Source organism: Acinetobacter sp. V102_4 (assembly GCF_031799005.1).
Classification (GTDB): domain Bacteria; phylum Pseudomonadota; class Gammaproteobacteria; order Pseudomonadales; family Moraxellaceae; genus Acinetobacter; species Acinetobacter calcoaceticus.
The window spans coordinates 268,423-293,518 of sequence record NZ_JAVQNR010000051.1; the positions used below are offsets into that span (position 1 = coordinate 268,423).

The 25,096-nt window shown below is 39.8% G+C and carries 23 protein-coding genes; 5 read left to right on the forward strand and 18 right to left on the reverse strand.

Annotation, left to right across the window (positions count from 1 at the left end):
• Window position 1: 1 nt before the first annotated feature.
• Genes RMB13_RS17025 through RMB13_RS17045 form a run of 5 tightly spaced genes read right to left on the reverse strand, consistent with a single transcriptional unit; the run spans window position 2 to window position 5,112 of the window.
• Window positions 2-856, reverse strand: a complete 855-nt coding sequence (locus tag RMB13_RS17025; RefSeq protein WP_311085883.1) for an ABC transporter permease — start codon at window positions 854-856, stop codon at window positions 2-4.
• A 34-nt stretch (window positions 857-890) separates the two neighbouring features.
• On the reverse strand, window positions 891-2,321 hold the full coding sequence (locus RMB13_RS17030; protein ID WP_311085884.1) for an ABC transporter substrate-binding protein: 1,431 nt from the start codon (window positions 2,319-2,321) through the stop codon (window positions 891-893).
• 19 nt (window positions 2,322-2,340) lie between these two features.
• The gene (locus RMB13_RS17035; RefSeq protein WP_311085885.1) at window positions 2,341-2,586 is read right to left on the reverse strand and encodes a ferredoxin family protein; all 246 of its coding nucleotides are present in this window, start codon (window positions 2,584-2,586) and stop codon (window positions 2,341-2,343) included.
• A gap of 20 nt (window positions 2,587-2,606) precedes the next feature.
• Complete coding sequence (locus tag RMB13_RS17040; protein ID WP_311085886.1) at window positions 2,607-4,340, reverse strand: fumarate reductase/succinate dehydrogenase flavoprotein subunit; 1,734 nt, start codon at window positions 4,338-4,340, stop codon at window positions 2,607-2,609.
• Window positions 4,341-4,368: 28 nt separating this feature from the next.
• Window positions 4,369-5,112, reverse strand: coding sequence for a GntR family transcriptional regulator (locus RMB13_RS17045; protein ID WP_311085887.1), 744 nt, complete (start codon window positions 5,110-5,112; stop codon window positions 4,369-4,371).
• A 251-nt stretch (window positions 5,113-5,363) separates the two neighbouring features.
• Here RMB13_RS17045 and chrA point away from each other — a divergent pair, with 251 nt between their 5' ends.
• Window positions 5,364-6,713, forward strand: a complete 1,350-nt coding sequence (gene chrA / locus RMB13_RS17050) for a chromate efflux transporter (protein ID WP_311085888.1) — start codon at window positions 5,364-5,366, stop codon at window positions 6,711-6,713.
• A gap of 19 nt (window positions 6,714-6,732) precedes the next feature.
• Here the strand turns inward: chrA and RMB13_RS17055 are convergent, their stop codons facing one another.
• Window positions 6,733-7,587, reverse strand: a complete 855-nt coding sequence (locus RMB13_RS17055) for a helix-turn-helix domain-containing protein (protein WP_004642748.1) — start codon at window positions 7,585-7,587, stop codon at window positions 6,733-6,735.
• A gap of 166 nt (window positions 7,588-7,753) precedes the next feature.
• Here RMB13_RS17055 and RMB13_RS17060 point away from each other — a divergent pair, with 166 nt between their 5' ends.
• Window positions 7,754-8,671 carry a DMT family transporter gene (locus RMB13_RS17060; protein ID WP_311085889.1) on the forward strand — a complete coding sequence of 306 codons (918 nt, stop codon included), beginning with the start codon at window positions 7,754-7,756 and terminating at the stop codon, window positions 8,669-8,671.
• 32 nt (window positions 8,672-8,703) lie between these two features.
• Here the strand turns inward: RMB13_RS17060 and RMB13_RS17065 are convergent, their stop codons facing one another.
• The 4 genes from RMB13_RS17065 to RMB13_RS17085 form a co-directional block, all read right to left on the reverse strand.
• Window positions 8,704-9,708, reverse strand: a complete 1,005-nt coding sequence (locus RMB13_RS17065; protein WP_311085890.1) for a homoserine dehydrogenase — start codon at window positions 9,706-9,708, stop codon at window positions 8,704-8,706.
• Between the two features lie 113 nt (window positions 9,709-9,821).
• Window positions 9,822-10,613, reverse strand: a complete 792-nt coding sequence (locus RMB13_RS17070; RefSeq protein ID WP_311085891.1) for a sulfite exporter TauE/SafE family protein — start codon at window positions 10,611-10,613, stop codon at window positions 9,822-9,824.
• Window positions 10,614-10,850: 237 nt separating this feature from the next.
• Entirely contained in the window at window positions 10,851-12,506 is a 1,656-nt protein-coding gene (locus RMB13_RS17075; RefSeq protein WP_336622898.1) for a TIGR01244 family sulfur transferase, read from the reverse strand.
• A gap of 9 nt (window positions 12,507-12,515) precedes the next feature.
• Window positions 12,516-13,211: an MBL fold metallo-hydrolase gene (locus tag RMB13_RS17085; RefSeq protein ID WP_311085892.1), complete on the reverse strand. Its 696-nt coding sequence runs from the start codon at window positions 13,209-13,211 to the stop codon at window positions 12,516-12,518.
• Between the two features lie 191 nt (window positions 13,212-13,402).
• Here RMB13_RS17085 and RMB13_RS17090 point away from each other — a divergent pair, with 191 nt between their 5' ends.
• Complete coding sequence (locus RMB13_RS17090; protein WP_311085893.1) at window positions 13,403-14,677, forward strand: sigma-54 dependent transcriptional regulator; 1,275 nt, start codon at window positions 13,403-13,405, stop codon at window positions 14,675-14,677.
• Between the two features lie 37 nt (window positions 14,678-14,714).
• Here the strand turns inward: RMB13_RS17090 and RMB13_RS17095 are convergent, their stop codons facing one another.
• The 8 genes from RMB13_RS17095 to RMB13_RS17135 all read right to left on the reverse strand — a co-directional run bounded on the left by RMB13_RS17095 (window position 14,715) and on the right by RMB13_RS17135 (window position 22,412).
• Window positions 14,715-14,879, reverse strand: a complete 165-nt coding sequence (locus RMB13_RS17095; RefSeq protein ID WP_311085894.1) for a hypothetical protein — start codon at window positions 14,877-14,879, stop codon at window positions 14,715-14,717.
• A 44-nt stretch (window positions 14,880-14,923) separates the two neighbouring features.
• Window positions 14,924-15,145 carry a hypothetical protein gene (locus tag RMB13_RS17100; RefSeq protein ID WP_311076951.1) on the reverse strand — a complete coding sequence of 74 codons (222 nt, stop codon included), beginning with the start codon at window positions 15,143-15,145 and terminating at the stop codon, window positions 14,924-14,926.
• 414 nt (window positions 15,146-15,559) lie between these two features.
• Window positions 15,560-16,618 carry a 2,3-butanediol dehydrogenase gene (locus RMB13_RS17110; RefSeq protein ID WP_311085895.1) on the reverse strand — a complete coding sequence of 353 codons (1,059 nt, stop codon included), beginning with the start codon at window positions 16,616-16,618 and terminating at the stop codon, window positions 15,560-15,562.
• 29 nt (window positions 16,619-16,647) lie between these two features.
• Window positions 16,648-17,433, reverse strand: a complete 786-nt coding sequence (locus tag RMB13_RS17115; RefSeq protein WP_311085896.1) for an acetoin reductase — start codon at window positions 17,431-17,433, stop codon at window positions 16,648-16,650.
• Between the two features lie 26 nt (window positions 17,434-17,459).
• Window positions 17,460-18,863, reverse strand: coding sequence for a dihydrolipoyl dehydrogenase (gene lpdA / locus RMB13_RS17120; RefSeq protein ID WP_311085897.1), 1,404 nt, complete (start codon window positions 18,861-18,863; stop codon window positions 17,460-17,462).
• Window positions 18,864-18,873: 10 nt separating this feature from the next.
• A complete protein-coding gene (locus RMB13_RS17125) occupies window positions 18,874-20,415 on the reverse strand; it encodes a 2-oxo acid dehydrogenase subunit E2 (RefSeq protein ID WP_311085898.1) in 1,542 nt (513 codons plus the stop codon).
• Window position 20,416: 1 nt separating this feature from the next.
• Entirely contained in the window at window positions 20,417-21,436 is a 1,020-nt protein-coding gene (locus RMB13_RS17130) for an alpha-ketoacid dehydrogenase subunit beta (protein WP_311085899.1), read from the reverse strand.
• 13 nt (window positions 21,437-21,449) lie between these two features.
• On the reverse strand, window positions 21,450-22,412 hold the full coding sequence (locus RMB13_RS17135) for a thiamine pyrophosphate-dependent dehydrogenase E1 component subunit alpha (protein WP_311085900.1): 963 nt from the start codon (window positions 22,410-22,412) through the stop codon (window positions 21,450-21,452).
• Between the two features lie 361 nt (window positions 22,413-22,773).
• Here RMB13_RS17135 and lipA point away from each other — a divergent pair, with 361 nt between their 5' ends.
• Window positions 22,774-23,760: a lipoyl synthase gene (gene lipA, locus RMB13_RS17140; protein ID WP_311085901.1), complete on the forward strand. Its 987-nt coding sequence runs from the start codon at window positions 22,774-22,776 to the stop codon at window positions 23,758-23,760.
• A 156-nt stretch (window positions 23,761-23,916) separates the two neighbouring features.
• Entirely contained in the window at window positions 23,917-25,056 is a 1,140-nt protein-coding gene (locus RMB13_RS17145) for a transcriptional regulator (RefSeq protein WP_311085902.1), read from the forward strand.
• Window positions 25,057-25,096 lie beyond the last annotated feature (40 nt).

The following is a 25,096-nucleotide window of genomic DNA, read 5'->3' on the forward strand; positions in this document are numbered from 1 at the left end:
TTTAAGACTTCCTCAGTTGATACCATGGTGTAAATCGGCTTCCAATCACACGAACTAAGGTACTACTGAACATACCCAACGCTCCAATCAGCACCATGCCAACCACAATATTGCTATAGTTTTGCAAGGTGAAAGATTCCCAAGTGAAATATCCAATTCCATGTTGACCAGAAATCATTTCGGCAGTCACTAAACAGAACCAGCACGTGCCCATTCCAATGGATAAACCAGTAATAATGTTCGGTAATGCCCCCGGAATAATGACTTCATAAATGATAGCGAGATCGGAAGCGCCTAAACTTTTTGCCGATGCAATTAATCTTGGGTCGACCGCTCCGACACCGTGGACGGTGTTTAGTAAAATCGGAAATAATGCACCAATAAAAGTAATAAAAATCATGGATGCCTCTGACGATGGAAAAATCAGGATCGCTAAAGGAATCCATGCAACTGCTGGAATTGGACGTAAAACCTCTAATGGCGGCATTAAAAATGCAGCGAGTTTTTGATAACGTCCAGCTAACAATCCAATGCCTACGCCAATCAGTGCAGCCAATAAAAAACCAATTACAACTCGAAAAATACTAGATTCAACATGTTCAAATGCGGTGCTGAGTTGAAAAAATGACCACAATGCATGTACGACATCCAAAGGTGTCGGTACATTGCTAAAGTTCACAATGCCTAAATTTATTTTAAACTGAGCAAGTCCTTGCCAAATTACTATCCAAAAAGCTATAGATGTAAAAGCGATGACATAGTTTTTAAAATGTGTCTTATATGCTCCCAACTGCTGAAAAAATTTAATTAAAAATGTACTTTGGTTTTTAGGTTTTGTTTGGACTAAACTACTCATTTGTCACCTCCTAATCATTAGCTAAGACAACACATCAGCTCTGTGTTACAAGCTGAACAGCTTTAAAGTCATATACTTTTCCGCCTTGTTGTTTAGCCCATTTTTCAGCATCATCTTTTAATAAAAAGGCCTGAATTTGTCCTGCTTTATCTGTGGCATACCATGCTAGATTGGCAAGCAACTTAATGTCGGACTGATGATCTTGGCTATAAACCACACGCACCGTTTTTCCTGCCGCTTGAATTTTCTTTAAATCGGAAAATGCATGTTCAGGTGTTTCATAGCTACGAACCTTTTCTTCACCCTTTACCCAAATTTGAGTCACACGATTAAATGTTTTGATGGGTTGGCCCGTTAAAGCATCATTTGCAACCAAAGGTGATTTTGCATAGTCAGCGAGTTGCTGGCTGTAATTTAGCCCAGAAGCCTGAAATGCATCTTTAATATATTGATCATCAATAAATTTATTTACATCAAGCGTACCGTCGTTTTTGCCTAGAGCTTTTAAAGTATCAACTGCGATTTGAGTTGCTTTTCGATATTCAGGTTTCCAAGTCAAGTCACGGGTTTGTAGACCTAATGGACCATGAAACAGATAGACCACCTCGGCAGGAATACCTGTTTTTTCAGAAATAAATTCACTATATTTTTCAGGTTGTTCCCGAATCAGACGATTTGCTTCAATGGTTGCTTGTAAATAAGCTTTTATGACTTCTGGATGTTGTTGTGCATAATCCTTACTGGCAAGTGAACCATGAAATGTCGGTGATTTTGCTTGCGAACCATCATAGATTTTTTTGGCAAAACCTTGGTAGGCAAATAACTCTCCAAAGGGTACAAAGTCAGCATGCGCAGTAATCTTATGACTTTTTAATGCAGGCCCTGCCACTTCTGGAGCCTGAGCAATCACTTTAATATCTTTATCAAGTTGCCAGCCCTCAGCTTGAATGGCACGAAGTAACAATCCATGAGCAGTTGAAGCAAAAGGTACAGAAATAGTCTGTCCCTTTAGTTCTTTCAGTGAGGTGACTTTTGAGTCAATTGGAACAACAATCGCATTACCGCTACCATTAATACTGCCTGACAATGGCGCTAAAAATATGCTTTCTCTTCCAGCTTTTTTAAATGCCGCTAAATTATTAACAGCAGGAAAGTCAGCCATTGCTCCCAAATCTAGACGCCCAGCTACCATCTCACTGGTTAGAGGAGCACCAGACGTAAAGTTTTTCCATTGAATATCGTATTTAACGTGCTTGTATTCACCATCTTTGGGTAAATATTTTGGTAATAAATTCAACTCACGAACAAGTAATCCACCCGTTGCACAGTTAATGGTTGTGTCTTGTGTACCAATCGCTACACGAACAGTTTCTGTTTTACTGCCACACCCCAAAGTGCCAAGTACAATGGCACCAATTAAGCTACTGAGTAATAGTTTTCTATTGATCAATTTATTTTGTCTCATGTTGAGTATTCCAAATTAATTATTTGAGTAGGTATGGGATATTTACTTTGACTGCATCTGTTGGGCAGTCCTTTTCACATGGCATGCAGTACCAACACTCATCAAATTGCATATAAGCTTTTTGAGTGGTTGGATCGATTGCCAATAAGTCCATTGGACAAACATCCACACAGACTGTGCATCCTTTATCTGCAATGCATTTATCTTCATCAATAATGACGGGCGCGATGGTACGGTGCTGAACTTCTTTAAAAATAAAAGCCATTGTTTGAATTCCTGATTTATTTAGTCTGCAAGTGCAACATCTTTTTGAATGCGTAAACGGTCATAAGACACAGCTTCATCTTGATTAATTGGAACCACATAAGGTTCGATTGTTTTTTTGAAGCTGGTCATGTTGCCCTGTTCATCTTTTTTCAAATGTGCGTGACAGAACCAATCCGAGTTATTTTTTTGAGGGAAATCTGCTCGGTAGTGATACAGTCCCCAACGACTTTCCTCTCTAAAAAGTGAGGCTCTAGCTGCCATTTCTGCACAGTCTCGAATGAAAGAAACTTCGGCAGCGCGCATCAATTCATGTGGATTTCTTGCAGAGATTCGAGCGATATCCTGTTTAATTTCTTCAAAACGTTTCAGGCCAATTTCCATTTTTTGGCGAGTTTTGGGTGGCTGCAAATAGTCATTTACAAAACGGCGCAGCTTATATTCCACTTGTTCGGCGGGTAAGCCCTCAGAACAGTCAAGTGGTGCAAAGATTCGTGCTTTTTCTGCTTCTATTTCAGTTTGGTTCAATTCACTCTCTACAATTTCACTCACATAGTGCGCGGCATTTACTCCAGCGAACCAGCCATAGGTAAATGCACCAAGCATATAGTTATGGGGTACAGCTGCCATATCGCCAGCGCTATATAAACCTTTAACTGAAGTTTCTGCTTTTTCATTTACCCATACACCAGAAGCACTGTGACCACTGCAAAAACCAATTTCTGAAATATGCATTTCCACCATATCTTGACGATAATTGGTTCCTCGGCCTTCATGAAAACGTCCACGACTTGGGCGCTCATTGGTATGTAAAATCTCTTCAATGGTCTGAATCGTTTCTTCAGCCAGATGATCTACCTTTAAATAAACAGGACCATTACCACTTTCCAGCTCTTGGTAAAATTCCCACATCATTTGACCACTCCAGTAGTCGCACTCAATGAAACGCTCACCTTTACTGTTGGCGGTATATCCACCCAATGGGCCTGTGACATAGGCACAAGCCGGACCGTTATAGTCTTTAATCAGCGGATTAATCTGAAAGCATTCTAAATTGGCAAGTTCTGCACCTGCATGGTATGCCATGGCATAACCATCGCCTGCATTAGTTGGGTTTTCATAAGTTCCCATTAAGTAGCCTGAAGCTGGCAGACCTAAACGCCCTGCTGCACCACAGCATAAAATGGCAGCTTTAGTTTTAATGACATAAAAATCGCCACTACGGCAGTCAAAGCCAAGTACGCCATTGATTGCACCTTGCTCATTTTTTAAAAGCTTTGTCGTCACAATTCGGTTGTTAATTTTAACTTGAGCACGCTTTAACTGACGATATAAAACCTTTTTTACATCATGGCCTTCAGGCATTGGTAAAACATATGCCCCCATGTGATGTACTTTTTTTACTGCAAACTCACCTGTCTCATCTTTTTCAAATTTAATTCCCCATTGATCAAGCTGTTGGATCGTTTTAAAGCTGTGCTTTGCATATGCATATATAGTTGTTTGGTTCACAACGCCATCGTTGGCAATCGTAATTTCTTTGGTGTATTGCTCTGGTGTTGCGTACCCTGGAATGATGGCATTATTAAGCCCATCCATACCCATTGAAATAGCCCCGCTACGTTTTACATTCGCTTTTTCGATCAATAAGACTTTTAAATTAGGGTTTTCTTGTTTCGCTTTAATTGCTGCCATTGGCCCAGCAGTTCCACCACCAATAACCACAATATCAAACTCAAGATATTTAGTTTCCATTGTATATTCCTTATTTTTATTTCTATTATTAGCGATGAATACGTAAACGGTACTGGAAGGTATCGCCTGAAAAATAGAGATATTCATAGTCAATCGGTTGCCCGTTTGCATCGTGGGTCAAACGTTCGACCCGTAATACCGGAGTTCCGATTTCGACTTGTAATAAAGCCGATAATTCTTCATCTGCTATGGTTGCATCAATACTTAAATCCGCATGTCCCAAAGGGATGTCGCACTCTTCTTCTAGGGCTTTAAAAATATCGGTAGTACGTAAATCAACAGCTTTTTCTTTGAGTTTCAAACCAATATGTTCTGGTAAATAGGTCAATTCATAAGAAACGGGTTGTCGGTTAAGTAAGCGTACCCGTTGAATTTCATACACATTGGCTTTAACTGGTAATTTCAATTTCGGTACAACATGCACAGGAATTTGCTTAAGCTCAGCCGAGATGACACGGTTTAAAATTTCGTGACCAGCAGATGACATTGCTTCAGCAAAGCCTTGTAAATTTGAAATGTTCTGGAAGGTTTTTGGCTTACTTACAAAAGTTCCTTTACCCGGAACTTTAAAAATATAACCTTCTAACTGTAATTGATTGAGCGCTTGGCGAACTGTAATTCGACTCACACCGAACTGTTCAGCAAACTCATTTTCAGATGGAATTTGGCTAAGAACAGCATATTCACCATTTACGATTTTATTGAGAATGAGTTCCCTTAATTGATCGTAAAGAGGCTTATGATTTTTTTGATCTTGGGGTAGCTGGCTCACAACTTGCAACCTGTTATAACAACTTGAGCAAATAATGTTTAAAATGTTTCCTCTTTGGAAATAATTTAAAGCGATAACTTTAGTTTAAAAAATAATTTCTATTAATTTCAAAGTATTGATATATACAAAACCGTAAGATTGAAAAAATTATCATCAAAAGTACATCTGGCTTTGCTATGCTGTTAAAAATAATTTGGCCTTTCTAAAGCAGATATTTTTATAAATTAAGTTCTATTTTTTAAGAGATGGATATGCAAGAAAAAGAACAAACCATCACGGATGGGCCAGTAAAAAATGTCAGTTTCTGGCAAGCTTTTTTATTTTGGTTGAAGTTAGGTTTTATTAGTTTTGGGGGGCCAGCGGGACAAATCGCAGTCATGCATCAGGAACTAGTTGAACAAAAACGCTGGATTTCTGAGAAAAGATTTTTACACGCGCTTAACTACTGCATGTTATTGCCCGGTCCTGAAGCACAGCAATTGGCGACTTATATTGGTTGGCTTATGCACAGAACGGCTGGAGGATTAGTTGCAGGTATTCTATTTGTATTGCCTTCATTATTTATTTTAATTGGACTGTCTTGGGTTTATATAAAATTTGGAGATGTTCCGGTTATTGCGGGAATTTTTTATGGGATTAAACCTGCCGTAACCGCAATTGTTTTCCATGCAACTTACCGTATAGGTAGTCGCTCACTTAAAAATAAGTTTTTATGGGGCGTTGCAATTGCTGCTTTCTTTGCCATTTTTGTTTTAAAACTTCCATTCCCTCTTATTGTTTTATCTGCAGGTATTGCCGGCTATTTAGCGAGTAAAAAGTACCCAGAACTTTTTTCTTCAGTAGCTGGACATAAAGCCAGTCAAAAAGATTATGGTCGAGCATTTATTGATGATGAGACCCCGACACCAGAGCATGCTAAATTTCACTGGTTAGGCTTACTAAAACTCGTCTTAATTGCCATCGGCTTATGGTTATTACCCATCTTAGCTTTAGGTTCATATTTTGGATGGCATCACTCTTATACTCAAATGGCATGGTTTTTTACTAAAGCAGCTTTACTTACTTTTGGTGGTGCATACGCCGTTTTACCTTATGTGTATCAAGGTGCCGTTAATAACTTTGGGTGGCTTTCACCTACTCAAATGATTGATGGACTCGCTTTAGGTGAAACCACACCGGGTCCACTGATTATGGTTGTTGCTTTTGTTGGTTTTTTAGGGGGTGTGAATCAGGCACTACTTGGCTCTGAGCATCTATTCTTTGCTGGTGCATTAGGTGCAGTCATTGTCACTTGGTTTACTTTTCTCTTTTCATTTGTATTTATTTTTGCTGGTGCGCCCATCATTGAATCTACACACAATGAAATTAAGTTTACGGCGCCACTCACTGCGATTACCGCCGCTGTGGTCGGTGTAATTTTAAATCTGGCATTATTTTTTAGTTATCACGTGCTATGGCCACACGGTTTTTCTGGTCACTTTGATATTACGGCAGCTTTAATTACAGTCGCAGCATTTATTGCCTTATTCCGTTTTGAAATTAATGTGCTGTATGTCATTTTTGCATCTGCCCTTATTGGCCTGTTGGTTTATCTTTTATAGAAAATTAACCATGAGTCCTTTAACGCAACTGTGAAGGACTCATGCCATAAAACTGTTTAAAACGATGGCTCAAATGGCTTGCTGAACTAAAGCCACATACCAATGCAATGTCTTGTAAAGAAAAGTGTGAAGACTGAATTAGTCCTTTTGCCTTAGTTAAACGTCTTTGCATGACGTATTGGTGAGGTGCCATATTCATAGATTGTTTAAACATATGGGCAAAATGGTATTCGCTTAAATTCACAACATTTGCCAAATCTGACAAAGTCAGAGCTTGATCTAGATGATCTTCAATCCATTCTTGAATATATTTGAGCTTATGAGGCGCAAGCCCGCCTTTAATAGCAGGCTGTTGCCATTTAACATTGCTATATCTTCGAATTAAATGATTTAGCAATAAACTGGCGGTTGTACTCATTTGCAAATGATTAGATGAATCTTGCCAGTCACAGTCGAGTAAGAAGAACTGATAAAGTGCTCGAATCCGTTCGTCGTCATTAAAGACAACTTCGTTTAGTTCAATTTGATTAGGCTCTTTGTCCCATATTTTTTCAGCAACATCACGCAAATGTTGGTCGGTATAATACAAATGAACAAATTTAAGCCCACCTCGTATATCCCAAGTCGACTCCTGATGTTCAGGTAATAAACAAAAACGACCCGGCCCACCGCCATTTTTCCAACCCACAGGTGTTTTTTGATAGCTTTCATAGCCATCTTGAATATAGAGACTTAAAGTGTGGTGATCGCTACAGACACTTACACGATCTTGCTGATTAGACCAAAATGCAAGTTGCATATTTTCATCAAGCACCACGGTTTCGTGAAGCTTGGCTTTAGATTGCTGTAGCTGTTCTAAAGTTTGATAGGCCATGCAAAATTAAAACGAATATTATTGAGCTTAAGTTAACCATATTCAGCAAAATTGAGCTAGTTCTGACATATAAAAAACGCAAGATCTTGCATGTATAACACAAGAATATATACGTGAAAAATGAAGCATTCCTCAATACTTAAGCTTGGTAATCGAGGATGAATTTATGAATATTTTACTCTATGTTGCGGTGGTGTTGATTTGGGGAACAACATGGATTGGAATTGCCGTTCAGAGCCATTATGCAACACCCGTCGTCGCAATTTTATGGCGTTTTGCCATTTCAGCCTTATTACTTTGGGTTGTTTTACTATTTTCAGGAAAATTACAGCGAATTGCTTTAAAAGATCACTTGTTCTGTATGCTGCAAGGCCTTTGTGTTTTCGGCCTGAACTTTATTTGTTTTTATACTGCTGTTAAATATGTAAATAGCGGTTTAGAGTCTGTTATTTTTTCTATGGCTGTTTTCTTTAATGCCATTAATGCCCTTATCTTTTTTAAGCAAAAACCTTCCCCAAACTTTGCCCCAGCTGCACTTTTAGGCCTAATGGGTATTGTCTTGCTCTTTTGGCATGACCTCATCAGTAGTCAGTTTAATGCACAGTTATTGATGGGTATTGGGCTGTGTGCAATAGGCACTTATGGTTTTTCTTTAGGGAACATGATTAGTGTTAGACATCAGAAACGTGGCCTAAATATTTTTTCAACAAACTGTTATGCCATGACCTATGGTGCATTGGTGATGTTAAGTCTGGCTTTATTTGCTGGACAAGATTTAATGCCTCCAATGAATTTTCCATTTTTAAGTTCGGTACTTTACTTAGCTGTATTTGGTACAGTAATTGGCTTCTCTGCTTATTTTTCATTGGTTGGGCGAATTGGCGCTTCAAAAGCAGCATATAGCACCTTACTTTTCCCTTTAGTCGCGCTTTCTGTTTCTACATTCTTTGAAGGATATGTATGGACCCTAAACGCTCTATTCGGAATTTTATTCATCTTACTTGGCAACTACTTAATGTTTAGTAAGTTTGAAATTGGAAAAAAGTTATTTAATACTCAAAAAAGTTGTGAGAAGCAGGCCTAAAAGCCTGCTTTTTTTATAAATCATGATTAATTTTAGTAGCCCGTTTTTAGTATCAACTCGAAACCTTTTAAAGCTGCGGCTGCTGTGGCTAAAGGCGCAGAGGCTCCTCCACTTACAACAAGTTCACCCATTTCTTGCGTTAACACGCGAATGCATTTATTAGAACCTTGCAGATGAGCAAAAGAATGATTTGCTGGAACTAATCTTAATTCAACACCTGTTTGAATTTGCTGATTCTTAATATGAATAAAACCGACCAGACGAGGAACTACATTTTCTTTTTTCCAATCACGTATATGGTCGGCTGTAACATAACTGATTCCTTGTTTTGGAATATCCTGAATTTTTAATTCAGCTCCCAAAATGGTATTTGCCAATATCGTAATTTTAGCAGCAGTATCCCATCCATCTACATCAAAAGAACTATTAGGTTCGGCAATACCTTTTGCTTGGGCTTTTTCAAGAGATTCTGCAAACGCACATTCATGTTGCAACATATCATTTAAAATAAAATTTGTGGTTCCAGTAAAAACACCTTCTATTTCTAAAATCTGACAGCCAGCCAAGTTATATTCAAACAAATCAACTGTCGGTAAAGCCGCAGCCGTCGCGCCGCTAAAAAATAATTTTTTATTGTGTTGATGCGCCAAGTTAATTAATTTTTTACCTTCTACTACTAAAGCACCTTTAGATACTGCTATCGCATTCATGTTATGTGTTAAAGCATAATTTAAATAAAACAGGCCTTTGCCTCCTGTCACATAATCACTTGGCCCAGTCTCAATAATGACATCCGCTTGTACCTGTTCTAAAAACTTTTGTTCAGTGAAATCTGCTTGATATTGAGTTTTATCTAGCCACTTGGCAGCTTGTAAACCATCTTGATCAATTAAGCCTGATGATGAATTACATACCCCCACTAAACGGGCATCAATTTGATATTTTTGTTTATAGTATGCCGATCGATTTAAAAGAAGCTCTGCAATTTGTTGCCCAATCCGTCCAAAACCACAAATTGCCACGTTGACTCGCTTCATATCGTTTTCTCAAAAAACTTAAAGGGCTTAAATATAAAATTTCCAAAGATAATTTTAGCATTTCATTTTTGGAAACTTTGTATTTATAAAGATAAGTTAAAATACTATATCACTTAGATATTTGTCAGATTAACAATCTTAATTACCATATAAATTGCGACAGCAAACACCATTAATGCAAAGACTTTTTGTACAATTGCAGCCGGAATAAAACGAATGGCTCGACGTCCTAATAACATTCCAGCAGCACATGCGACAGCAAATGTACTGGTAATGCCTACAGGATAGTGAAAACCCTCTGCAATATGCATCACAATACTCATTCCACTAATAAGAAAAATAATCATGAGTGAGGTTGCAACAATACTATGCATGTCGAGATTAGTGACTTTTCTAAGTGCAGGTACGATCACAAAACCACCGCCAACCCCTAACATTCCCGTTAAAAGCCCAGCAATAATCCCGATGCTCGCAAGAACGCTTCCCGTTTTAAAATTCCAGATGAAACGCCCAGTACTTGGGTTGACCTGACACGGCGGGTTGTGGAAATCCGAAACTCGGTTACTGATGAGCCGATAGCCCACTGTAAACATAACTAAGCTAAACATGAGCATGAGCCAAATAGGAGAAATCGTGTTGGCTATTAAAATTCCGATATGTGCCATAGGTGCGCCAATAATGGCAATCCAGATTGCAGCGCGATAACGAACCATCTTTTTAAATAGTCCTTCAATGGTTCCAATCAGTGTAGACAGGGCAACTGCCAATAAACCAATCGGTGCTGCTTGAGCTACGCTCCAACCTTGACTGGTCATTAGTGCAGGTACAGCAAGAATACCGCCACCAGCGCCAGTTAGACCAAGTAAAAAGCCAATCACAATGCCTTCAACGACAAGTAATAACATATCAGAAGCCTAAAATTGCATGTTTTTCATTTGCAGTGAACTGCTATTGAATGAGTGAGTAAATTCTCGTCTTCTTGCGAAGCTTTAGCCGCTTCTCAGGGTATCCTCTTCCACTCGAGAACAGCTCTCGTCTTGCGCTCGTACAAAGCGTTGCTTTGCTTAACCTCTTCCGCTCAAGCACAGCTTTCGTCTTCTCGCGAAGCTTCAATCGCTTCTCAGGGTAAAGCGTTGCTTTACTTATCCTCGCTCAGGTTTGACCATCCATTCGCGGCCTTTGAGCATGCCTTGCCAATAAATCGGTGGCAAAATTTGCTCTTTAAGTAACCATGCCAAGCGAGATGGTTGCTGCCCATCAATCACCCATTTGGGAAAACTTGGAAGTAATTTGCCACCGTAGCCAAACTCAGCCAGAACGATTTTTCCACGCTCTACAGTCAGTGGACACGAGCCATAGCCGTTATATTCACAAAAGTTCTGCTCACCTTTTAATTTCGCAAGAATATTCACAGCGACAATTGGAGCTTGTGCCCGTGCCGCAGCAGCAGTTTTGGCATTAGGTGCATTCATCACATCACCTAGAGCAAAAATATTGGCATGTTCGATGTGTTGTAAGGTTTGCGGGTTAACGTTCACCCATCCAGCTTCATCTGTGAGAGTACTTGCACGAATGAAATCAGGCGCTTGTTGCGGTGGAACAACATGCAACATATCAAAATCGGTTTCGACCAGTTCCGCATTTTCATCGTTCACTACCTTAAACCATGCTTTTTTTGCTGGTCCATCTACTTTGACAAGTTGATGGTTAAAGTGCAGTTCAGAACCATATTTTTCGACATATTGCATCAGTGCAGGTACATATTCCTTCACACCAAATAAAACACCGCCGCTGTTATAAAAATGGATAGAAATATCTTTAAGTTTGCCTTGCTTTAACCAATAGTCGGCTGAAAGGTACATTGCTTTTTGAGGAGCACCAGCACATTTAATCGGCATAGGTGGCTGGGTAAAGATTGCCTTTCCACCGTTTAGCTGTTGTACGAGTTGCCATGTATAAGGTGCCAAGTCATAGCGATAGTTAGAGGTCACCCCATTTTTACCAAGGGTTTCGACTAAACCTTCAATCCCATGCCAATTCAGTTTTAAACCGGGGCATACGACCAACGCTTTATATTGAATCGGTTGGCATCCTTCCAAAATAACCTGATTATGCTCAGGGTCGAATCCGGCAACAGCAGCTTTCATCCATTTAACTTTGGATGGAATTACACTTGCCATTGAGCGTGCTGTTACTTGTGGCTTAAAAATTCCAGCCCCTACCATGGTCCAGCCGGGTTGATAATAATGCGTATCTGCCGGATCAATAATAACAATATCTAAGTTCGGTTCACGGCATAAGAGACTAGACGCTACAGAAATTCCAGCTGCACCAGCACCCACAATCACAACGCTATAGCAAGGAATCGTTGCTGGTTCATGATCACGTTTTAAAATACGTGGCACTAAGCCTTTCAAGTTAAAACCAAGTTTGTTACCTGTTTCGACTAAAAGGGCTGCATCTTTTGGGGCAACTTCCGCTAAAGCCCACAAACTGATGGCACGCATGCCAGAGCGGCAATACGCTAAAACAGGTTTCTGAGTATTGTGGTAAAACTGCTTAAACTCTGTAACTTGTTGATCGGTAATTTTGCCACTCGTAACAGGCTGATAAATTACATTTAGGCCATGTCGCTGAGCTACTTCTTCAATTTCAATCACATTCGGCTGATCCGGACCTTCTCCATCTGGGCGGTTACAGATCAGAGTTTTTATCCCCTGATCTGCAATTTTTGCGACTTCATCGGCAGTGATTTGACCAGCAACATAAAAATCTTGATTAATTCGTTTGAGTTCCATATTGCCACCTTAAGATTGCGAAGTTGAGCCACAGGCTTGATTAGCTGGTAATGCTTTATCGATCTGTTTTGGATATGGCAGATTTAAATCATTCATTAATTTAATAAAATCTTCACGGGAGCGTTTTTGGCCTAAACGTGAGTTATATAAACGTTCATTAGCAATAGTCGAAGATAGGCGACCTTTGTAATCATGTCCCGGATAAACAATTGTATCGTCCGGCAAACTGAAAAGTTGTTTATGAATACTGTCATAGAGCGTTCCAGCATTGCCCTCTTGGAAGTCAGTTCGACCACAACCATCAATTAATAATGCATCGCCCGTGAAAACCATGTTTCCAACTAGGTAACTTGTACAAGCATTGGTATGACCTGGTGTATAGCGCGCTTCTATACTGAGGTTGCCAACTTTAAGTATGCAACCATCTGTAATTAAAATATCTCCGCAACTTACATCTGAATTACGGTGTAAAACCGATTTGCAATCGAAACGTTCCCGAAGCAAATTCGCAGCGGTAATATGGTCTGCATGAACATGTGTATCTAAGGTATAGATAAGCGTAAATTGATGCTGCTCTAATTCTTTTGTATAAATCTCTATATCTGATGCAACTGGGTCAATTAAAACAGCCTCTTGTGTTTCTTTACACCCAAGCATATATGTATAAGTCGAACTTTCTTTTTCAAAAAACTGCTTAAAGAACATGATTTATACCCCAATAATTTATTTCTTTCCTATATTTTGCAAACAAGATGCCAATTATTTAAAATTAAATAATAAGTATAAAAATCAAATATTTAAATTAATAATTAAATTCAACTTGAGAAAACAAGCACTACTTGATGTTTCTATGCAACTTTAGTATGTTTCAATGAAACGATGATGAAACACAAACAATGGCAAAATTAAATTTTGAGTCAGAACAGGATTTTTTTATTCTATTTGAGCAATTAAAGGCTTTATTCCCAAGTGCTAGTCTGTTTTTAGCAGATATAACAACTCAAGCAATTCACTATAAATTTAATACAGATGATATTTCTGTCGAGAGTATGGCAGCTCTGGTTCAGGATCATCACAATCAATATCTTGAAATCAATACGCATAAAATTAAAAAGCGATTTATCTATCAAGAGCATGACATTTATATTAGCGAAAACCATTTTATTGGGAAGCTACATATTTTACAGCCAGTTGGAACAGAAAATGATATTGCTGATCAAGTGCAATTAACAGAGCAGTTACAAGACTTAGCCAAGGTTTTTAATAGTTGCTCACCAGAAATGGCCCGCATGTTTTCAATTATTCAAAGAGTGGCAATTACTGAGTTTCCAGTGCTCGTCCGAGGTGAATCTGGTAGTGGTAAAGAACTGGTGGCAAAGGCTATTCATGATTATAGCCAACGTAAAAACAAGATCTTTGTTGCCATTAATTGTGCTGCTCTAAATGCAAATATTTTAGAAAGCGAATTGTTTGGGCATGTTAAAGGTGCTTTTACTGGAGCAATTCGCGACCATAAAGGCGTATTTGAACGTGCCGCAGGCGGAACTCTTTTTCTGGATGAAATTGCCGAGATTCCTTTAGAGCTTCAAGCTAAATTATTACGAGTTTTAGAAACTGGTGAATTTACTCCAGTCGGTGGTGAAAAACCTATTCAAGCCAATGTTCGCATTATTACAGCAACGCACAAAGCTTTACGTGAAGAAGCTAAGGCTGGGCGTTTCCGCCACGATCTACTCTATCGTTTGCGCGTGATTCCAATTTTTATACCGCCTCTTAGAGAACGTAAAGTCGATATTCCACTCATTGTCGATCAGATTTTAAAAGAAAGCTCCACGCAACTGGACACAATGCCTCATCAAGTCAATCAAAAAGCCATGCAAGTTTTGCTTAACTATGATTGGCCGGGGAATGTTCGCGAGCTTAAAAACACATTGCTTTATGCTTTAACAATGGCAAATGGTAAAGATGAAATTGAAGTCGAAGACTTACCGAATGAACTCTTAAATGCTGAGGATTACGTTAAATTACCAGAGACAAATACAGAGCTTAATCCTGAAAATGTGCAAGCAGCTTTGGAAAAATATAACCACAACCTGAATATGGTCGCTAATATTTTTGGAATTAGCCGCACTACGCTTTGGCGATATAGACAAAAACATAAGCTCGTTTAAACTTTAGTTAGGCAATCTCTTGGTGTTGTTACCCCTTTTATCGCCATGGTAATTGTTTAAGCAGCTTTTTAATGAATGAGTGGTTTTGAGCATCATCTTGGCTAAATACAAAATGCCCTTTTTCATCACGTTCTGGTGTAGTTGTACTCAATGCCGCTTTCTTTAATAGCCATAAAAAATGCCCCGTACTGATATAGGGCATTTAGGCAACTCTAAAAATATAAAATATTAGTAAGTTTCTCAACTTTAGAAGTGAACTTGAATTGTGTTTACAGTTGGGTTATCTGTAATAATTTTCACTTGATACCCTAATTCTTCAATTACAATTTTTGCTTCTTCTAACTTTGAGATATCAACTGCTTGTTTTTGATAAGTTAAGCTGCTCAATCTATTACCAACCCTAGCATCATTAATAATTTGATCATTAATCTGATTAATAATATCTTGAACTGATAAATTAGATGACATAGTGAACATTCTCCTAAAGTGTTAGTGTTCTCTACATTATAGTAAGCGCCTGCTAATAACTTCGAAAAAAGTCTATAATTTTACAAATTAATCGTTAAAGTCGTCTTCAGACTATTCTTCATCAGCCTCAATAATGGCAAGTTTCCTTGCAAATGCAACTGCCTTTTTCTTCCTCATATTAACTTTAGCAATTGCCATTCTTTCTTCAGCACCGACAATACTTCGTCGTGCTTGAACTTGACCAATGCTAATTCTTTTTGTGTCGGTTTATTAAGACTTAAAACCTCATCACGAATAACTTCTTCTATAGCAGTTTGTTGCAATGAAACTTTCTAAGAAGCTAAAGATAATAACCTACTTTATTCAACCAATAAAAAAGAGCGAATTATCGCTCTTTTTAGATTTAAGGTTTATTTATGGCTGTACAATAATCTTAACGGCTGACTCATTGTTATGAATTAAGGTTTCAAAACCTTGTGAAATCAAATCATCAAGTTGAATGCGCTGGGTAATAAAAGGTTCCAGATTGATTTTGCCTTCTTCGACCAGTTTAATGGTTTCCTGATGGTCATTTACATAGGCAATTGTACCTCGTACATCCAGTTCTTTCATCACCACACTATGCACATTAATTGATGCTGGATGGCTCCAAATCGAAACAATCACTATCACGCCTGTTGGTTTCACTGCCGCAACCAAAGTATCTAAAACTTTGTTAACGCTACTACATTCAAATGCAACATCGACGCCATCACCATTGGTGATTTTCATGACCTCAGAAACCACATCAACCTCTGATGGATCTAAAATATAATCTGCGACTCCTGACTCTTTGGCTTTTTCTTTACGCTTTGCACTCAACTCGGTAATAATGACTTTAAGCCCTTTCGCTTTTAAAATTGCCGAAAGCAATAAACCAATTGGGCCCGCACCACCAACCAGAGCAATATCACCAGCCTTCGCGCCACTGCGGACATAAGCATGATGACCAACCGATAACGGTTCAATTAATGCAGCTTGATCAAGTGGAATTTTATTAGAGATTGGATGTACCCAACGGCGTTTAACCGCAATTTTTTCCGACAACCCGCCACCACGACCACCTAAACCAATAAAGTTCATATTTTTGGAAAGATGATAATTATCTCCCGGCCCAGTCGGGACACCATCGGCCACAATATAAGGCTCTACGACCACATGCTGACCGACTTCAATATCATCAACACCTTCACCTACGGCATAGACTACACCAGAAAACTCATGTCCCATGGTGATTGGCGCAGATTCGCCTGAAATAGGATGAGGATGTCCACACGGTGGATTAAAAATCGGTCCTTCCATAAATTCATGCAAATCTGTACCACAAATTCCACACCAAGCAACCTTAATGCCTACAGTGCCGGGAGTGACTTCTGGTTCTGGGATATCCTCAATACGGATATCGCCTCTGTCATAAAAACGCGCTGCTTTCATTATTATCTCCCTCAAATCAGGATGCTGTTTTAACGATAGACAATTCCGCCGTCCGTTAAAATCGATTGACCCGTAATGTAATCTGAATCTTCACTTGCCAGAAAAGCAACTAATGCAGCGACATCCTCTGGCGTTTGGGCTCGACCTAAAGCAATGCCTTCTACATATTTTTTATAGGTCTCACCTATAGCCGCACCAGTAATTTCAGCAAACCGTTTATCAATTTCAACCCACATGTCGGTTCCGACAATTCCGGGACAATATCCGTTTACCGTAATACCGTGACTTGCATATTCTTTTGCTGCGGCTTGTGTAAGCGCACGCACTGCAAACTTGGTTGCCGAATAAACACCCAGCAAAGCAAACCCATCATGGCCTGCAATTGAACAAGCATTAATGATTTTACCTTTATGTTGGCGTTGCTTAAATTTTGCAGCAGCAGCCTGTATGCCCCACAGTACACCGCCAATATTGATATCAACGATTTTGTGAAATTCATCTGGTGTCGTATCTGCAATAGCCTGAACCTGAGCAATTCCAGCATTATTAATCATGATGTCAAAGCCACCAAGCGTCTGCTCAGCATGATTTATAGCGGCATACACTTGTTCGCGGTCACTGACATCGGCAATAAACGTATTGGCATTTACACCTAGAGCTTGAATCTCTTGCTGTACAGCATTGAGTCGATCTTGTTTCATATCGACCAATGCAATGTGAACACCATCTTGCGCCAAGCGCAGGGCAATCCCACGGCCAATGCCTTGAGCTGCCCCTGTCACTAAAGCGACCCTATCTTTTAATCCCTTAACCATTTTCAACTCCTGTAAATGCAGAATTTCTACATATGAATCGCTCGTTGCATTGAAGCCAAAATGGATTCATGCATTGCTTCTGATAAAGTTGGATGTGGGAAAATTACTTGAACTAGACTTTCATCAGTTGCTTCTAGATATTTAGCAATTGCGAAACCTTGAATGTGCTCGGTCACTTCATGGCCCACCATATGTGCACCAAGTAGCTCGCCCGTTTCTGCATGTATGACAGTTTTAACGAAACCTGACGCATCTCCAATTGCCAAAGCTTTGCCATTCGCAGTTAAAGAAAACTTGCCGATTCGTACAGGTAAGTTCTGAGCTTTTGCTGCACTTTCAGTCAGACCAATACTCGCCACTTGTGGATGAGTAAAAATGCAACCCGGAATTTGGCTACGGTCGAGTGAATGCACGTTTGCTACGCCAGCAATTTTTTCAACACATATCATGGCTTCATGGCTTGCTTTGTGGGCAAGACACGGCGCACCTGCCACATCACCAATTGCGTAGAGGCCTACAACATTGGTTTTACAATAGGCATCAATTGCTACAAAACCTTGTGGATTCAGTTCTATACTTAAACGGTCCAGTCCTAGCCCTGTGGTATTAGGCTGTACACCAATTGCTGAAAGGACACGGTCAAAAACGATTGTTCGAACGTCATTTGCCGTTTCAATTACACAGTGAACTTGCCCATTTTCAATTTGAATACTTTGAACAACAGCATCCGTTAGGACCCTCATTCCTTTTTGTTCAAATTGTTTTCTAACGTATTGAGCAACTTCTGCATCTTCAGTCGGTAAAATTTGTTTAGCTAAATCAATAAGTGTGACCTGACACCCCAAGTCTTGATAGAGGCTGGCAAACTCACTACCAATTGCACCCGAACCAACGACGAGTAAGCTTTTTGGCAGTTCTTCTGGAATAAGTGCTTCTTTATAGCTCCAGACATAAGTTCCATCGACAGGAAGTTGAGGAATATGTCGGGCTTTAGCTCCAGTTGCCAAAATAATATGTGGGGCACTCAAAGCCTGACTTTTACCTTGAGCATCGGTCACTTCAATTTTTTCTTTAGCCGTAAGTTGAGCACGACCATTAAATACAGTCACCTGATTCTTTTTAAGCAAGTAATCAATGCCTTGTACCAACTGAGCTGACACTTGGCGGCTATGTTGCACAAGCTTTTGAATATCAAAATCGAGTTGAGATACCTGAAAACCAAACTGTGCTGCATTTTTAAATTGAGTTGCCAACTCTGCGCCAGCCAATAGAGCTTTGGTTGGAATACACCCCCAATTCAGGCATATTCCGCCCAAATGTTGCTCTTCTACAATTGCGGTTTTTAGCCCGAGCTGGGCTGCACGAATTGCAGCCACATATCCACCCGGTCCCGCACCAATCACAATCAAATCGAATTGAGTTTCTGACATGCGGGTTCTCCTACACCAAAATTAAAGCAGGGTTTTCAACATACTGCTTAAAGCTGGCCAAGAACTTTGCACCTACAGCACCGTCAATGACTCGGTGATCACATGACAATGTCGCTGTGACAATCTCACGAACCACAACATTTCCATTTTCAACGACAGCACGTGGTTCTGAAGCACCCAATGCCATAATTGCGCCTTGCGGTGGATTTATGATGGCATCGAACTGTTTAACGCCTAGCATTCCTAAATTTGAAATGCTGAAGCTGCCTCCCTGAAATTCGTCAGGTTGTAACTTTCCAGTCTTGGCACGCGTTGCCAAATCACGCATGTCATCGGAAATCTGTGCTAAAGACTTCTGATTGGCGGCTTTCACAATTGGTGTAATTAAACCGTTTGGAATCGCCACAGCCACTGAAATATCGGCTTGTGAAAATTGCAGAATCGATTGTGTAGCTTCATCAAATTGAACGTTTACCTCAGGTACTTTAATCAGTGCAGCAGCAGCTGCTTTAATGAGCATGTCATTAATAGAAAGTTTCACATGTGGAACAGTCTCATTAATCTGCTTACGTAAATTTTGAAGTGCTTCCACGTTTAGATCGACTACAAGACGGAAATGTGGCGCATTACGTTTTGCCGCTTGCAAGCGTGAGGCAATCGCTTTACGCATACCATTCATCGCGACTGTGATGATTGTCGATTGTGGTTGAGCAACAGCACACTGAGTAGACTGTTCACTTCCCACCGTTGGGTTATTACGGTTGTAAACCGCTTCAACATCTTCTTTGCAAACGCGGCCTCTGGTACCTGAAACACGGCAATCATTGAGATTAATACCCCATTGTTTTGCCAAACGGCGCGCAACAGGTGTTGCCAAAACACGGCTATCATCGGCAGTAGATTTAACTACTTTAGCTTGATGTTGCTGCTTAACATCAGACCACTGACCTCCAGCAGCTTGTACAGCTTTCTGGATGTCTTGAACACTAATACGTCCTTCACGACCAGAACCTGTGACTTTTGCTAAGTTCACATTGTGCTTTTCTGCAAGCTTTAATGCATGCGGGGTTGCAAAAAGCTCATTAGATGCTTGATAGCCTTGTAACGACTCGGGTACAGCGTAATCACCTTTAGCTGCTTTTACTGGAGCTGAAGTACTTGCAGCAATAGACTGAGATTGAGCATTTTTTTCAACAACAGCAGGTGCAGATGTTTCCGCTTTACTTTGTTCTGAAGATGTTTCAGGTGCTTTAGCTGCTGAACCACCTAGTGATGCAATAAACTTCTCAATTTCTGCATCAGAAACTTGGCTTTCAGCACATACAGCAATAAGACCGCCTACAGGTAAAGTATCACCGTCTTTTGCTAAGATTTTACGCAGTGTTCCCGCAAAAGGTGCTTCTAATACATTGACGATTTTCGTGGTTTCAATTTCACAAATTTCATCGCCTTTATTAAAGCTATCGCCTTCTTTAATCAACCATTGGGCAATCGTGCCTTCTTCCATGGATAATCCCCATTTCGGGATCTCCAGCGTTTTAATTTCGCTCATCCTAAGCCTCCAATGTTTTTCGCACAGCTTGCTCAATACGCTCTACACTTGGAATCCATTCTTTTTCTAAAACTGGAGAGAATGGAACAGGTGTATGTGGTGGCGTTACGAGTTCAACAGATGCTTTCAAATAATGGAAACCTTTCTGTGCAACCAATGCAGCAACATCATGACCGAAACCACAGCGTGCCGCCGATTCATCCACAATCACAACACGCCCAGTTGATGCCACAGACTCTAAAATTCCTTCTTCATCAAGAGGAGAAATTGTTCGAGGGTCTACAACTTCAACCGAAATACCATCTTTTGCTAGCTTATCTGCTACTTCATTAGCGCGGTGTACCATCAAACCTAAAGCAATAATGGTCACGTCCGTACCTTCTCGGGTGTAATTCGCTACCCCAAAAGGAATGGTATAGGCTTCATCAGGAACGTCACCTTTAATGTCATAGAGCATTTTGTGCTCACAGAACACGACAGGATCGTCATCTCGAATTGCTTGAATTAAAAGTCCTTTCACGTCGTATGGACTTGATGGAACTACAACTTTTAAGCCTGGAACCGCGGCAAATACGTTATATGGTGACTGAGAGTGCTGAGCTGCTGCAGAAAAACCCGCACCAATCATACCGCGTACAACCATTGGCGCTTTTGCTTTTCCACCGAACATATAACGGAATTTAGCGGCCTGGTTATAGAGCATGTCATGACACACGCCATAGAAATCCATAAACATTAGATCGGCAACTGGTCTCAAACCAGTCGCAGCCGCGCCAGCCGCCATACCAATAATTGCAGATTCAGTAATTGGTGTATCAATAACACGTTCCGAACCAAACTCTGTCCACAAACCTTTAGTTACACCGAGCACACCACCGAAACCTTCAAGCTGGTTATCTTCGGTATTCTTACCGCCATGTCCACCGCGCACATCTTCCCCAACAACAAACACAGTTGGGTCACGGCGCATTTCTGATTCAATGGCTTCTTTAATTGCATTACGAAAACTTTTATTTGGCATCTTTACTATTCCTTTAGTAAGAGACATAGACGTCGGTAAGGAGTTGTTCTGGTTTTGGATATGCCGCTGCACGAGCTTTAGCAACTGCATCATCAACGTTTGCCTTAGACACTGCATCAATCTTGTCTAATTTAGCTTCATCAATTTTGCCTTTAACTTTTTCTCGGAAAATTTTCAAAGGGTCTTTATTTTCTTTAACAAAGTCGACTTCCTCTTTTGAGCGAATGAGCCCTGGGTCACCTTCAAAATGTCCATAAAAACGGTTAGTAATCGTTTCAATAACACTTGGCCCCTCACCACGGCGTGCACGTTCAATGGCAGTTTGGGCCGCTTCATATACAGCAAAGAAATCAGTACCATCGACTTTAACTGCTGGCAAACCAAAACCTGCCGCACGCCCTGCAATGTCTTTACTTCCTACCGCGTAGTCATGACCTGTACCCTCACCAAACCCATTATTCTCAAAGACAAAAATCACAGGAAGTTTAAGTACGACAGCCATGTTCATCGCTTCAAAGGTAAGGCCCTGATTTGAACCGCCATCACCTGTAAAAGAAAGCCCTACACCACCTGTCTTTAAGGTTTTTGCCGTTAGCGCAGCGCCAATTGCCAAAGGAGGTCCACCACCCACAATCCCGTTGGCGCCAAGCATGCCTTTGTCTAAATCGGCAATATGCATAGAACCGCCTTTTCCTCGGCACAGCCCATCATCTTTACCGAAAATTTCCAGCATCATGCCGTGAATATCACAGCCTTTTGCAATACAGTGTCCATGGCCACGATGGGTTGAAGTGATGTAGTCTTTATCTGTTAAATTCTCACAAATACCGACTGCTACAGCCTCTTCACCACTATATAAGTGAATAAAGCCGGGAATATCACCATTGGTATTTTCTTCGTGAAGTCGATCTTCAAATTCACGAATATCACGCATGCTTTTATATGCTGCGAGTAATTGCTCTTCCGTTAATTGCATATCCTTTTCCTTTATTATCTTGATTTTAAAAATCAACCAAGTTTCAAGCGAAAATGCTAGTTCGCTATAAATACTTAAACTTAAATTCAATAATTGATCTATTAGACTAAAAAGTTTTTATTCAAAATATTTCCAATTAAATTATTAATTTCAAAAACTTAACAACTCAAAATAAATTTAAAAAAATTTTATAATTTTCACTAGCTTGCAAAACAAACCTTTAACCAACCTTTGTTATTTTATAATACTCGCCACACCCTGTGTTTATAATTAATTGTGACTTATTAAGGAAATTTAAATTAGTCTTTAAATTAAATAGGCAGGAGTTTAAGTAAGTTTTAAATAAAATGGAATTATTAATATGGATTTTAAAAGACAAGTGGAAACTGGTATTAAATTACGGGGAGCTGATAAAGTCGCCCGTATTCCAATTAAGGTTTTACCAACAGAAGAGTTGCCAACTAAACCTGAGTGGATTAGAGCAAAAATTACAGATTTTGAAGAAATTAAACGTATAAAAAACCTTTTACGTCAGCAAAAATTACATAGCGTTTGCGAAGAAGCGGCATGTCCAAATTTACCGGAATGCTTTGGTGGAGGTACAGCAACGTTTATGATTATGGGTGATATCTGCACCAGACGTTGCCCATTCTGTGATGTTGCTCATGGTCGCCCAAAACCCCTAGACGAAGATGAACCTAAACATTTGGCCGAAACAGTAGCAAACTTAAACTTAAAATATGTAGTGATTACCTCTGTAGACCGTGATGATTTACACGATGGTGGCGCTGCTCATTTTGTAAAGTGCATTGAAGAGATCAGAAAACACTGCCCAGAAACTTTGATTGAAATTTTGGTACCCGATTTTCGCGGTCGTTTGGAGACAGCTCTTTCGACTTTGAGCTTATCTCCTCCCGATGTCTTTAATCACAATATTGAAACTGTTCCGCGTTTATATAAAGCAATGCGTCCAGGCTCAGACTATCAACATTCACTAGAGTTACTAAAACGCTTTAAAGCATATTGTCCCGATATCAAAACCAAATCTGGTTTAATGGTTGGATTAGGAGAAATTGAAGCAGAAGTGCTTGCCCTATTGAACGACTTAAAAGATTATCAGGTAGACCTTATTACCATTGGACAGTACTTGCAGCCTTCAAAGTCACATGCACCGATTCATCGATTTGTAAATTTACAAGAATTTGAAAGATATACGCGCCATGGCAAAAGGCTAGGTTTTAAAAATATCTGGAGTGCTCCTATGGTCCGTTCCAGTTATTTTGCTGATCGACAATATTTTGGAGAAGACGTACCAAAACCTTTTAGTCGAAAAGATGTCTTATCTTAAAGATGATGTAATTAACAAAACTTATCCAATAGGCTAATGGTCAAGACTTATAAAAGTATTTAAGGTAAGGAGATAACGAGGAAATAGTCACAATAAAAAAGTTATAACGGTTGAGCGGCTACGGATACGCCATTTCAATGATAAAGGAATTTCGATATGGATATGTTAGAACAATTATCATCGCCTCTTATAGATACTACGCCGTCTTTATTTCGGCCAGAAAAGTCATCTCATTCTCAATATTTAGGAAAAAAGCCATCAGTTGACCTGGAAGCGGCTCCGTTATTTGACCTAACCGAAGAATGGGAACATTCATTATTCGGACGTTCGATTCACGAGTGTCACCGAAACTTAATGCACATTGCCGAAGATGCCGATATGGCAATTGGTGTGACCGACCCACATGGCACTCTACTTTGGACATGGAGCAGTCATCCAATGCGCTCTTCGGCAGAGCAAGTTCATTTTGTTGAAGGCGGTCAATGGTCTACTCAGGCAGTAGGACAAAATGCAATTGGTTTAGCATTAAATACTCATTCAGCTAACTGCGTTTACTCACACGAAAACCAAATGAATAGTGTAAGAGATTGGGTCTGCTATGCAGCGCCGATTACCGATGCAAACACAGGCCAGTTTTATGGGATTATGAATTTATCGACTAAATATCAAAAGCATAACTCGTTAGGTCTTTTAGCCGTTGAGAGATGTGCGGACATTGTTAAACAAGCAATTCAGCTTCACCAAAAAAATATTTTATACATTAAGGCCTTTGGAACTCCAAAAGTTCAATATAACCAACGCAGCCTTACTTTAACTCAACGTCAAATTGAGATTCTGTGCATTCTGACACTGTGCCCTGAAGGTATTAATCTTGAAGAGCTTCACTATTCTTTATATGGCGATCGGCCTGTAAGTACGACCACTTTAAAAGCAGAACTATCTCAACTCAGAAACTTAATTCCCGATGTGATCGAGTCTCGTCCTTACCGACTGAACTGTGAAATTCAATGTGATTTTTTAATGGCAGAACAAGCATTAAATTTGGGTTTCACATCGACAACACTAACGCTTTATAGAGGGAGTTTTTTAGCTAAATCGGAAAGTCCATTTTTGTGTGCATGGAGAGATTGTTTTGATGCTCGCTTAAGTCATGTGATTTATCAGATTGAAGATGTTGATCAATTATTACGAGTCGTAAGCCGTGTTCCTGACCGTGTAGACGCTGTTGAGCGTTTGCTTGAATTATTGCCTGAAGATACGCCTTATCGAACCAAACTGTTAAAGCTACTCGAATAAAATAAAAGGGAGAATATCCATACGATATCCTCCCTTTTTA